Source organism: Winogradskyella maritima, from assembly GCF_042650215.1.
Lineage (GTDB): Bacteria > Bacteroidota > Bacteroidia > Flavobacteriales > Flavobacteriaceae > Winogradskyella > Winogradskyella maritima.
In genome coordinates this window covers 1-13,466 of record NZ_JBHSAT010000001.1, presented here as the reverse complement: position 1 = coordinate 13,466, position 13,466 = coordinate 1, and the positions used below count along the sequence as shown (strand labels likewise).

Genomic DNA, 13,466 nt, shown 5'->3' with positions numbered 1-13,466 from the left:
GCTGATTAGACGAAGCGAATGGACAATAATTTCAAAATGGTGGCCAAAACCTTATTTGGTTTTGAGGAGATTTTAGCAAAAGAACTGACCCAGCTCGGTGCAATGCAGGTAGAAAAAGGCGTGCGGAACGTTTCTTTTGTCGGCGACAAGGGCTTTATGTATAAGGCGAATTTGGGCATACGTACGGCGATTAAAATCTTGAAACCTTTAACGACGTTTCGTGTGGTATCTGAGCGTGATTTGTACGAAAACGTAAAGCGAATTAAGTGGGAGGAATATTTGAAACCATCAGGTTCTTTGGCGGTTGACGCTACCGTGCATTCCAAAATATTTACACATTCCCAATACACGGCTTTAAAAACCAAGGATGCGATTGTAGACCGATTTAGGGAGCAATCTGGCGAGCGCCCAAATGTGGATTTGCGGTTTCCGGATTTAAAAGTAAATGTCCATATTGACCGTCAACGCTGTACAATTTCTTTAGATACTAGTGGCGAATCCTTGCACCGTCGAGGCTATAAAACGGCCACAAATATTGCTCCGATAAATGAAGTTCTAGCGGCCGGTATGATTATACTAAGCGGTTGGGACGGCCAAACGGATTTTATGGACCCCATGTGTGGTAGTGGAACGGTTTTAGCGGAAGCGGCGATGATTGCGTGTAATATTCCACCGAATTTAATGCGAAAAGAATTTGCTTTTGAACGCTGGCAAGATTGGGATGTAGATTTGTTTGAAACTATTGAAGAATCCCTTTTGAAAAAGACGCGTGATTTCCACCATAGAATTCTGGGTTATGATAAAAGTCCTTCAGCAGTACGAAAGGCTATCGACAATATGAAGAATGCGCATTTGGACGAATTCATCACTATAAAACACGAAGATTTCTTCAAAACCCAAAAAGCAGGAAACGAAAAACTCCACATGGTCTTTAACCCGCCGTATGGCGAACGTTTAGAGAATCTCAATGTGGAAGAATTCTACGGCGATATTGGTACGACATTAAAACACGGCTATCCTGGAACAGACGCCTGGTTAATTACCTCTAATTTGGAAGCCTTAAAATATGTTGGCTTACGTCCATCCCGAAAAATAAAACTCTTCAATGCTAAGCTCGAAGCCCGATTGGTGAAATACGAGATGTACGAGGGAAGTAAGAAGGCGAAGAAGCAGTAGTTTCAGTCTTCAGTCGCAGTCGCAGTATTTAATTTCTTAGTAAGAATTTTTTAAGGTCGTTATAGGTTGAAATTTTAATCGACACTTTTTCCTTATCCATCACAGCTTTTATCTGTTCTGGTAATTCCACCTTAGTTTGGGTAACATCTTCAACAACATCCAAAAACTTCGTTGGATGGGCCGTTTCCAAAACACAAACATGAGCATCAGAATGTTTCTTTAAATAGGCTTTAGCGCCTAAATAACCAACAGCACCATGTGGGTCAGCGATATAATTGTTGTCGTTGTATAATTCTAACAATGCGGATTTGGTTTCCTCATCTGTAAAACTGTAAGAAGAGAGATTTTTGCTCAAGGTTTCAAAATCATTCTTGTAGAGTTCTTGGATGCGGATAAAATTACTTGGATTGCCGACGTCCATTGCGTTGCTTATTGTTGGCACGGATGATTTTGCCTTGTAAGTTTTGGTTTTAAGGTATTCTGTTACGGTATTGTTCAAATTGTTTGAAGCAATAAAATGATGCACAGGCATACCCAATTTTTGAGCAACCATACCTGCGCAGATATTCCCAAAGTTTCCGCTTGGGATAGAAAAGACTATGTCTTGATGTGTTTTCCTTAGTTCTTTATAAGCAAATAAGAAATAAAACAATTGAGGCAACCAACGTGCCACATTTATGGAATTTGCAGAGGTCAATTGCATCTGCGAGGTTAATTCGGAATCCACAAAAGCCTGTTTCACCATGTCTTGGCAATCGTCAAAAACGCCATCAACTTCTAAAGCGGTGATGTTCTGCCCGAGTGTGGTTAATTGTTTTTCTTGTATATCGCTCACTTTTCCACTAGGGTAGAGAATAACCACATTAACACCTTTAACACCCAAGAAACCATTGGCAACAGCTCCTCCAGTATCACCAGATGTTGCCACTAAAACCGTAACATCTTCCGACGCATTCTTATTGAAATAGCCTAAACATCGCGCCATAAATCGTGCGCCAACATCCTTAAAGGCCATAGTAGGACCGTGGAAGAGTTCTAAAAAAGAAAGCGAATCATTCAATTTTACGATGGGGAAATCGAAGCTTAGTGTTTCTTCAATAATTCGTTTTAATTCAGCTTCAGGAATTTCAGAACCGATAAATTGTGATATCGCTTCAAAAGCAATGTCCACACGTGATTTATCATGAATACCTTCAAAAAACGAAGCGGGGAGAGGCGTAATATTTTCAGGGAAATATAGCCCTTTGTCGGGCGCCAATCCTCTAATTACAGCTTCCTTAAAAGTAGCGTCCTCCGAAATTCTATTGAGTGAGTAGTAATTCATGCTTATAGTATTTTAATACCTTGGGTATTGATGGGAGACACATAGATGTGATAATTTATTCCTGAGTCTGAATAAACCTTATCAAAGGCTTCTGAGACCTTCTTTGCAGTAGCTTTTCCTTTGGTCAATGCAAAAACGGAAGGCCCTGAGCCCGAAATACCACAACCGAGTGCGCCGTTCTGTAGCGCATTTGCTTTTAAATCATCAAAATATGGAATTAAGGCTTTGCGATGCGGTTCAACAATGACATCAGTCAAAGAGTTGCTGAGCAAGTCGTAGTCAGCGGTATGCAAAGCATGTACCAAACTGCCGATATTGCACCATTGTGTTATGGCATCTTTTAAAGGAACTTTATCAGGAAGAATGTTTCTCGCTTCTGAAGTTTTTACTTCAATTTGGGGATGAATAATGACGGCGAATAGGTCTTCAGGTGTTGGTAATTCTAATATTTTAACAGGATTACAACTTTTTACCAATGTAAATCCACCGTATAATACAGGCGCCAAATTATCTGCATGCTCAGCACCGCTCGCCAAGGCTTCGCCTTTTAATGCATAAGCTATGAGTTCTTCGCAATTCAATGGTTGACCTAAAAGTTGATTCATCCCGAAAATACTTCCAACGGCACTCGCGGAACTACTGCCGATACCACTTCCAGGTTTTATGTTTTTCTTTATCTCAATTTCGAAACCGCAATCGGGTTGAAGCGCCTCGTACATGGCTAGAGCTGAAACCCCTGCGACATTTTTTTCAGTTTCTGTCGGAAGATTAAAACCTTCAGATTTAGTAATGAAAATACCTTTCTTATCGACCTTACGGACGGTCATTTCATCGCCAATGGTATCCAAACAAAAACCCAAAACATCAAATCCACAGGCGACATTGGCCACAGTAGCTGGTGTAAATAGTTTTATCTCGTTCGTCATGTTTTAATTGTTTGCGAGTCTCATGATGTCGGCGAAAAGTCCTGATGCCGTAACGTCGGCTCCTGCACCGGCACCCTTGATTATGAGTGGCTGTTCTGGATAGCGCTCTGTAAAAAACATAACGATATTATCCTTGCCTTCCAGATTATAAAAAGGATGACCTTCAGGGATTTCTTGTAATCCCACTTTAGCTTTATCGCCATCCAGTTCCGCAACAAACTTTAATTGACAGTTATTTTTCTCTGCAGAAAGATAGAGGTTCTTATAGTGTTCTTCATCCGATTTTAAAGTTTCATAAAAATCGTCGACAGAATTAGCGTTCATGGCCGATTCTGTTAAGAAATTTTCCATGCTGATATCTGTTAATTCCAAAGATAAACCGCTTTCCCTAGCGAGTATTAAGATTTTTCGGGCTACATCCACACCGCTTAAATCAATACGCGGGTCTGGTTCGGTATAACCTTCATCTTGGGCTTGTTTTACCACATCATGAAAAGTCGATTCTCTATTAAAATTATTAAACACAAAATTTAAACTTCCGGATAACACAGCTTGGATTTTATTGACCTTGTCTCCACTGGTCATCAAATGATTCAAGGTGTCAATAACGGGTAAGCCTGCGCCAACATTGGTTTCAAACAAAAAAGGCGCACTGTATTTTAAAGATAGTGCTTTCAGGTTTTGGTAATCATCATAGTTTGAAGAACAGGCAATTTTATTACAGGCCACGACTGAAATACTTTCTTTTAAATATTGGTCATAGCTATTGGCCACATCAGAATTCGCTGTTATATCCACAAAAACGGAATTCCGGAGATTCATGGACTTGGCATGTTCTAAAAATCCATTTAAACTGGCATTTTCTCCAGAATCCAGTTGGGATTTCCAATCCTTTAGTGAAATACCGTCAGCGTCTAGAACCATGGTTCTGGAATTAGAAATTCCAACAACCCTAAGATTCACTTTATGATGCGCTTTTACATATTTTTTCTGTTGCTTTATTTGCTCCAATAAGCGTTGCCCGACATTACCAACACCAGTGATAAAGAGGTTGACTTGTTTAGTGTTGTCTTCAAAAAAGCGTTCGTGTAAACTATTTAGGGCTTTTTTGACATCCTTTTTGCTGATGACGGCTGAGATATTTCGTTCCGAAGCCCCTTGTGCAATCGCCCTAATATTTACATTGTTTTTTCCCAATGTGCTAAACATTTTACCACTTATGCCTTGGTGGTTTTTCATATTATCACCAACAACGGCTATCACGGAAAGTTCTGTTTCAACTATGAGTGGTTCCAATTGTTTTAGAGAAATTTCATTTTGAAAGGTTTGGTCGACGCTCGTCTTCGCTTTTTGCGCATCACTTTCATCAATAGCAAAGCAAATAGAATGTTCTGATGAAGATTGGGTAATCAGAATGATATTGATTTTTTCATTTGCCAAGGTTTCAAACAAACGCTTGCTAAATCCGGGAATGCCAACCATACCGCTTCCTTGCAAGGTCATCAAGGCTATATTATCAATATTGCTAATGCCTTTAACAGGTTTTGCCACTTGCAATTGATTGATGTTGGTAATGAGCGTACCCTGTTCTTCGGGTTGGTTGGTGTTTTTTATCCAAATCGGAATGTCCTTCAGCAGAACTGGCATCACAGTAGGCGGATACAGCACTTTGGCGCCGAAATGCGAAAGCTCAATAGCTTCTTGATAGGATAGTTTTTCAATCGGGATGGCTTGTTTTACCAACTTGGGATTAGTAGTAAACATACCACTGACGTCCGTCCATATTTCTAAGTCTTCCGCATCAATGGCAGACGCAATCAAGGACGCTGTATAATCCGACCCACCTCGGCCAAGCGTTGTAATTTCACCTGTTTCAGATTTCGAAATGAAGCCAGGAAATAAAATCACATCATGATGGTCAGAGGCTATGAAATCCTTAATGTTTTTATATGTGTTATCTAAATTTACACGTGCATTGGTGAAGTTATTATCAGTAACAATAAGTTCCTGCGAATTTTTCAGTTGCACCTTGAGACCGTGTTGCTCTAAACAGGCAATGACTATAGTCGTAGATAAACGTTCTCCAAAACTCAGTAATTTATCCTGCGTTTTGGGTGACAGCTCGTTGATGAGAAACAGACCATCCAATAAACTTTTAAGTTGGTCTAATTCATGAGTCAAGGTATCGATAACAGCTTCAAGATATGCTGAATTTAATACCTCTTCCGCTATGTGAAGATGCTTTGCTTTAAGGGTATGAAATGTTGTTTTGTAAGATTCGTTTTTACTGACGGCTTCATTGGCCATAATTAGGAGGCTGTCCGTGACGCCACCAACCGCAGAAATGACAACCAAAATCCGACTGTCTTTTGACCGTTTTGCGACAATATCAACAACTTTATGTATGTTTTCTGAAGACCCGACCGAGGTGCCTCCAAATTTGAGAACTTTCATTTTCAATAATTTTTAAATATATAATACAGGAATAAGAAATGGGGGACGAGGTAAATATTAAAGTACAACCCCAAGGGTAATGGTTGTAGTAATTGTAGCAAGAATAGTTGTTCCATTTAAGTCCCAAGAACAATCATTTTGCAAGGTTGATATGTAGAAATTTCGCATCATTACTTTTTAAAAGTATTATTTTTAGCCTGATAAAAAAATATTAACCCGCCATTTTGATGCTTATTCTCGTATTTCTGTGAATAATTCAAAAATGAAGACCTTATTTTATGAAAATACTATCCAAAGAACAGATTTATGAAGGAGATAGACTGACCGCTGAACGCCAAAATGTCTCCTCAACGGATTTAATGGAGCGTGCTGGGACAGCAATTTTTAATTGGATGCATATGCGGATGCAGGGTGCCCAAGTCCCGATTCATGTGTTCTGTGGTATTGGTAACAACGGTGGTGATGGTTTGGTGTTGGCGCGTCATCTCATCACACATGGTTATAATGTGATAACGTATATCGTGAACTGTGGTAATGGTCGCTCTAAAGACTTTTTGGTAAACTACGACCGAATTAAAAACGTCACTAAAGATTGGCCAAAGTTACTGACTTGTAAAGAGGATTTTCCTGAAATCCATGTCGATGATATTATTGTAGATGCGGTTTTCGGTATTGGTTTAAACAGAGCCGTTGACCCTTGGATTCAGGAGCTGTTTGTCCATTTTAAATCCACGGGAGCGTTTACATTATCTATTGATATTCCATCGGGATTATATACGGATAAACCTATTGAACCTGAAAGTTCTGCCGTTATGGCGAATTACACCTTGAGTTTTCAAGCTCCAAAATTGATTTTCTTTTTGCCTGAAACCGCCGAGCATTCCACACAGTGGGAAGTGCTGGATATTGGCATTGACCGAGACTATCTTATGAGTACGGAGACTGAAGTGGAATTGATTTCTAAACACGAAGTCTTACCATTTTATAAACGTCGGGATAAGTTTTCGCATAAAGGCGACTTCGGTCATGGTCTTATTATCGGTGGAAGCAAAGGTAAAATGGGCGCCGTTGTTTTGGCAACAAAAGGCATGTTGAGCGCTGGTGCAGGATTGGCCACGGCTTACATTCCAGAATGTGGTTATACGGTTTTACAGACTGCGGTACCAGAAGCTATGGCTCTAACGGATGATGGTGATGATTATATTGAAGACTTAGAATTTGAATTTGAACCAACGGCCATAGGAATCGGTGTGGGATTGGGTACAGACCCTAAAACGATAACAGCTTTTGAACACTTTTTAAAACTGAACAAGGCGCCTTTGGTGATTGATGCGGATGCGTTGAATATATTATCCTTAAGTAAAAAATTATTGAAGTTACTTCCTGAAGGTTCTATTCTTACGCCACATCCTAAAGAACTAGAACGCTTAATCGGACAATGGGACAATGATTTTGAAAAATTAGACAAGACGTCTGAATTCTCTTCAAAACATAAAGTCTCCGTAGTTATCAAAGGTGCGAATACTATTACGGTTCATGGCAACAAAAAATATGTAAACACAAGTGGTAACCCAGGAATGGCAACCGGAGGAGCAGGCGATGTTCTAACGGGCGTAATTACAGGATTGATTTGCCAAGGCTATCCTCCAATTGAAGCGACGCTTTTTGGTGTTTATCTACATGGACGTTCAGCGGATTTAGCGCTAGAGGATTATGGCTATCAGAGTCTTTTGGCGAGTCATATTGCGGATGGACTAGGCGAGGCCTTTATTGATTTATTTAAGCAACCGGAGCAGGAGCAACAGCAAGAACCAGAACCAGAAAAGGAGGCCCAGCAACGACGTAAAGCAAAACGGGCAAGAAGATAAAGGTCTTAAATTCTATAATTATTAACATTAGTTGCATAGCAATTTCGGAATTTAGACTTTTGAAGAAATTTGTTCCATGGCAACAATACATTACATTTCATCTGAACATTTGTCCTTTCAGGCTATTTCGGAATTAATTTCTGATGGAAAAACTTTGGCCTTGTCTGATGATGCTAGAAGTAGGGTTCTCAAGTGTAGGGCTTATCTCGATAAAAAGATGAGCGACTCAAAAGACCCTATTTATGGAATAAACACTGGGTTTGGCTCGTTGTGTAATGTTGAAATTTCATCGGAAAACTTATCGAAGCTACAAGAAAACTTAGTAATGAGTCATGCCTGTGGTATGGGAGATTTGGTGCCAGAGCATATTGTCAAATTGATGCTTTTCTTGAAGATTCAGTCTTTGTGTTATGGGCATTCTGGCGTACAATTGGCAACGGTTGAATTGCTCATTGAGTTTTACAACAAAGACATCCTTCCAGTAGTATATACACAGGGTTCATTAGGCGCATCGGGCGATTTAGCACCATTGGCACATTTGGCTTTGCCATTAATAGGAAAGGGAAAAGTACATTTTAAAGGCAATGTTGTGGATGCCGAAGATGTTTTAAAACAATTCAATTTAGAATCCATAAAACTACAGTCTAAAGAAGGGTTAGCCTTATTGAACGGCACCCAATTTATGAGTGCTTATGGGGTTCATCTGATTTTGGAATCCCAAAAACTTCTATACTTCGCAGACCTTATCGGCGCGGTATCTTTGGATGCGTTTGATGGCAGAATAGAACCATTTAATGAATTGGTACATCTGGTGCGTCCGCATAATGGACAATTGTCTACAGCCAAGCGAATTCGCGAATTTTTGGAAGGCAGTGAATTGATTCAGCAAGAGAAAATACATGTACAGGACCCATATTCATTCCGCTGTATGCCACAGGTTCATGGAGCCTCAAAAGACAGTATTAATTATGTGATGTCGGTGTTTGAAACTGAAATAAATTCAGTCACAGACAATCCAAATATATTTGAAGGCTCAGATATCATTATCTCTGGTGGAAATTTTCATGGACAACCCTTAGCATTAGCATTGGATTTCCTAAAAATTGCCATGTCCGAAATTGGTAATATTTCAGAACGTCGTACCTATCAATTAGTTTCAGGATTAAGAGGATTACCAGCGTTTTTGGTCAATAATCCTGGGCTAAATTCAGGACTAATGATTCCTCAATACACTGCAGCTAGTATTGTTAGTGCAAATAAACAGTTAGCAACTCCTGCGAGTGTAGATAGTATTGTATCTAGCAATGGTCAAGAAGACCACGTGAGTATGGGTGCTAACGCCGCTGTGCAAGCGTATCAGATTATAGAAAATTGTTATAGTATTTTAGGCATAGAAATTTTCAATGCTACCCAGGCGTTAGAGTTCAGACGCCCACTTAAATCATCCCAATTTATTGAACAGTTAATAAATATTTATAGGGATGACATCCAATTTGCTCCAGAGGATCGTATCTACCACAACGATTTAGAAAAATCGGTTCTTTTTCTAAAGAATTTACAATTGGATTTTAGAATACTTTGATACACAACTTGTTAATTTTGTAAATATTATATTACAAATTAATTTATTTCATCGATAAAATGCCCTTTTATTAGTTGAAATACATATTTATTTGATATGTTGTGCGAGTAACCTACTTATTATTATGATGAAACTAATACATTCTATTTGTTTTGGCTTTTTAGCTTGCTTTTATTTCAATTCTCATTTACTAAATGCGCAACATTTAGTCCAACCTATTTCACTTGAACAACAGATTAATATGTCTTCGCAAATTGTTGAAGGCAAAATTGTGTCAAGTCAGTCGTTTTGGGATGATAGCGCATCTAATATCTACACGGCCTATACTATCGATGTAAACAAGGTGTTTAAAGGTAACATAACCAACGAGGTAACCATTGTTATTCAAGGGGGAGTAGTTGGTCTTCAAGCAGAAATTGTTTCACACAGTATTTATCCCAAGACTAACGATGTTGGTGTGTTTTTACTAAGTGACAATCTTCAATCTTTAAATGTCACTAGAAGTGATGCTATGCTTTATAGACCAGTTTTAGATGCGCAATATTTTTACAAATACAGCATGCTGGATGATATTGCATCTTCTCCTTTACATGCAGTCAGTGGCATTAGATCAAGACTCTATCAGAAAATTAGTGATGAGACTCAAATTCCAATGGTCGATTTCAAAAAATTTGAAATCAATTCCATCGGGTCATCGGAATCTAGAGAAACTACCAATAGAATGAATCCTTCAATTCAATCATTTTCTGCAAGTGACAGTTCTGCAGGCACTAAGAGTATTTTAACTATCAATGGATCTAACTTTGGAGCAACTAAGGGAGAAGTTGGCTTTAGCGATGCTGATTTGGGTGGCTTATTGTATACGTATGCTTTAGACAGTCAGGTCATTAATTGGTCAGATACTCAGATTCAAGTTGAAATTCCAGATTACGCTGGTACCGGACGTATAAGGGTTAGAACATTTGACAATTTAACCGATACATCAACGAATAGTGTGAATATAGATTTTGCTCAAATAAATATGCCTTATGATCTCGGTGATGGAGAAAAAGATTTCCCTACGCAATATATCGACAGTAATTCTGATGGTGGAAACACTTGGCAAATGAATACCTCCTTTTATAATTCAGATGCTAAAATACCCTTTGAAAAGGCATTAGAAGCATGGTCATGTAATACGGGTGTGAATTGGCAAGTATCATCAACCACAACGGCTAGCAGTACAGTAGCTAATGATGATGTAAATATTGTAACCTTTAATAGCCTACCAGCAGGTATATTGGGTCAATGTATTTCTAGATACGGTGGTTGTTTTGTAGGTGGAGAAATTAAATGGTATGTAGAAGAATTAGATATCGTGTTCAATTCTAATATCAATTGGAATTATACCGACTCTGCCCCGCTATCCTCACAATATGATTTTGAAAGTGTTGCCGTACATGAGCTTGGGCACGGGCATCAAATGGGGCACGTTATTAATAGTGATCAAATTATGCATTATGCACTGTCTGGAGGCATTAGTCGTAGACAATTGAGTCAGGATGATATTGATGGTGCTCTTGATGTTATGGGCAGGAGTGCCACAGAACCGATTTGTAGCCAAAGTGTTATGACTGAATCGTCTTGCTTTGCTCAACCGTCTTTAAACAATGATGATTATGTTCTAGAGGATGCAATTGCAATTTATCCGAATCCTGCCACGGACCATGTTATAATAAAGACCAATTTTCAAATTGAGGATATAACCTTATATAATGTTAATGGTCAGAGGCTGAATCAAGGACAGTATACATTAAATAATCGTAATACCCTAAATTTTAGAAAGGTGTCTTCGGGATTATATTTTTTACAAATTGAAACCACAGAAGGGACTGTAACCAAGAAGGTTTTTGTGAATTAGTCTTGATGATTTATCAAGTTAACCCATTTGATTAAATTCATTTTTTTGACTGTCATTTAATCTAGTTTAATTGTATTTTGTCTAAAAACTAAAATTTATGAGTTCTTTCAACATAAAGAATGATTACATTTATAATGCAAATAAGTTTTTAACCTAACTTCATTGCGGGTATTGATTAATAGCAAATTGATCCCTCTCTACTTTAATTTTACATATTACTAATGTGTGGCAACCCAAAAATATTGGGAGATTGGCCCACAATCTATTGTTGATTTTAGCATACTGTGTTGTGTTTATATTATTTAAACAAATACACACTTTATGTACAATTTTATTCGATTCTCAAAAAAAGAGACGTTATTTACAACAACTAGTTGTAATGTCACGCGTACCAGCATGAGAACTTCTAAAAGTGTTTTAACCTTTGCGGTTTTTGCACTTTTTTTTATGTTTTCTAATGTTGTAGAAGCTCAATGTGATAGCTCGCCACCTGAATGTATGGCCGATATGGTTAACGGTAATGGGCCTAATCCATGTATGGCAAAAGTATATTGTTCCAATAGTGGAGCAGTAGAATCTGGACTTATAAACTGTACCACAGCTGCCGATACAGACGGTTGCGGTATTGATGCTACTCAACCAGTATCTCTTGTTTCACGATTTGAAGATTCCAGTGCTTCAACAATGGCCCTTTTCGATGCAATGCAATGCCCAGCTAAAGATTATTTACAGTGGATAGTTTTTGCTACTCCTCCGGGTATCAAAGGAACAAAAATCCAGGCAGTTGGCGCTTCCGATTCATGGACTCTTTTCCATGCAGGAAGTTTTAGGACCGATGCCGATAATCCAGATCCTGCTAATAACATTTTTACTAGTGTATATGATGCGCTATCAGACCCTGCACGTTGTGCAAGTTTTGACAGCGACGATTTAATAGAATGTAGTGATAGAAATCAATATGTAGAATGGAATAATGAAGATGCAGTTATAGGTGAGGGTATATATAACGTTTATTATATGGCCATTTTCTATGATCGACCAACTAATGGTTCTTTAAACTTTAAAGTTAAAGAATGTGTTGAGGGTTGCGCTCCAGATGTAGTTTGTAATTTACCTAATTATGATGAGATATGCGAAGATGATTTTCCAGCACCAGAAACAACGGTTGGTAGTGTGTTTACCGTTAATGATGACTGTGGAAAAACTGTATCATTAAATTTTATAAATAATGACGAGGATGTAACAATTGATAATTCAGACCCAAATAACCCAACCCGAACAATAACAAGAACGTATCAAGCTATTGTAAATGGATCAGTAGTAGCAACTTGTAACCAAACATTGACGATTACAGATTCAGTGATTTCGGTTAGTGCTGACAACGCCTCTGTTTGTGCAGGCGACAGTGTTGACTTGGTTGGAAGCCCATTAGGTGGCACGTTCTCCGGAACGGGAGTCTCCGGGAGCACTTTCGACTCGGCAGGCTTGGGATCGGGCGACTATACGTTTACCTATGAATATACTGATGACAATGGATGTACCAACAGTGCGGAAGCTACTGTGACGGTGAATGCCCTTCCGGTTGTATCGGCTGACAATGCCTCTGTTTGTGCAGGTGACAGTATTGACTTAGTTGGAAGCCCATTAGGCGGCACGTTCTCCGGAACGGGAGTCTCTGGGAGCACTTTCGACTCGACAGGTTTGGGATCGGGCGACTATACGGTGACCTATGAATATACTGATGACAATGGATGTACCAACAGTGCGGAAGCTACTGTAACGGTCAATGCCCTTCCTGATGTAACAGCTGACAACGCCTCTGTTTGTGCAGGCGACAGTGTTGGCTTGGTTGGAAGCCCATTAGGCGGCACGTTCTCCGGAACGGGAGTCTCTGGGAGCACTTTCGACTCGGCAGGCTTGGCATCGGGCGACTATACGGTGACCTATGAATATACTGATGACAATGGATGTACCAACAGTGCGGAAGCTACTGTGACGGTCAATGCCCTTCCGGTTGTAACGGCTGACAACGCCTCTGTTTGTGCAGGCGACAGTGTTGACTTGGTTGGAAGCCCATTAGGCGGCACGTTCTCCGGAACGGGTGTTTCTGGGAGCACTTTCGACTCGACAGGCTTGGGATCGGGCGACTATACGGTGACCTATGAATATACTGATGACAATGGATGTACCAACAGTGCGGAAGCTACTGTGACGGTCAATGCCCTTCCGGTTGTAA

8 protein-coding genes are annotated in these 13,466 nt (G+C 39.4%); 5 read left to right on the top strand and 3 right to left on the bottom strand.

Translation table 11 applies throughout. The features are described 5' to 3' along the window. Positions 1 to 18: 18 nt before the first annotated feature. Positions 19 to 1,176 (top strand): THUMP domain-containing class I SAM-dependent RNA methyltransferase, encoded by a 1,158-nt coding sequence (locus ACFOSX_RS00040; protein WP_386095727.1) that lies wholly within the window; start codon positions 19 to 21, stop codon positions 1,174 to 1,176. A gap of 28 nt (positions 1,177 to 1,204) precedes the next feature. Here ACFOSX_RS00040 and thrC read toward each other — a convergent pair whose 3' ends face one another. Genes thrC through thrA form a run of 3 tightly spaced genes read right to left on the bottom strand, consistent with a single transcriptional unit; the run spans position 1,205 to position 5,880 of the window. Beyond that, positions 1,205 to 2,500, bottom strand: a complete 1,296-nt coding sequence (gene thrC / locus ACFOSX_RS00035; RefSeq protein WP_386095724.1) for a threonine synthase — start codon at positions 2,498 to 2,500, stop codon at positions 1,205 to 1,207. A gap of 2 nt (positions 2,501 to 2,502) precedes the next feature. Further along, positions 2,503 to 3,426 carry a homoserine kinase gene (locus tag ACFOSX_RS00030; RefSeq protein WP_386095721.1) on the bottom strand — a complete coding sequence of 308 codons (924 nt, stop codon included), beginning with the start codon at positions 3,424 to 3,426 and terminating at the stop codon, positions 2,503 to 2,505. A 3-nt stretch (positions 3,427 to 3,429) separates the two neighbouring features. Next, complete coding sequence (gene thrA, locus ACFOSX_RS00025) at positions 3,430 to 5,880, bottom strand: bifunctional aspartate kinase/homoserine dehydrogenase I (protein WP_386095718.1); 2,451 nt, start codon at positions 5,878 to 5,880, stop codon at positions 3,430 to 3,432. A gap of 278 nt (positions 5,881 to 6,158) precedes the next feature. Here thrA and ACFOSX_RS00020 point away from each other — a divergent pair, with 278 nt between their 5' ends. The 4 genes from ACFOSX_RS00020 to ACFOSX_RS00005 all read left to right on the top strand — a co-directional run. Next, positions 6,159 to 7,748 (top strand): NAD(P)H-hydrate dehydratase, encoded by a 1,590-nt coding sequence (locus ACFOSX_RS00020; protein WP_386095716.1) that lies wholly within the window; start codon positions 6,159 to 6,161, stop codon positions 7,746 to 7,748. Between the two features lie 76 nt (positions 7,749 to 7,824). Beyond that, positions 7,825 to 9,330 carry a histidine ammonia-lyase gene (gene hutH, locus ACFOSX_RS00015; protein ID WP_386095713.1) on the top strand — a complete coding sequence of 502 codons (1,506 nt, stop codon included), beginning with the start codon at positions 7,825 to 7,827 and terminating at the stop codon, positions 9,328 to 9,330. Positions 9,331 to 9,571: 241 nt separating this feature from the next. Continuing rightward, on the top strand, positions 9,572 to 11,230 hold the full coding sequence (locus ACFOSX_RS00010; protein ID WP_386095710.1) for a T9SS type A sorting domain-containing protein: 1,659 nt from the start codon (positions 9,572 to 9,574) through the stop codon (positions 11,228 to 11,230). Between the two features lie 396 nt (positions 11,231 to 11,626). Continuing rightward, positions 11,627 to 13,466, top strand: a 1,840-nt coding sequence (locus ACFOSX_RS00005; RefSeq protein WP_386095707.1) for a hypothetical protein, incomplete at its 3' end; no start/stop codon positions are given.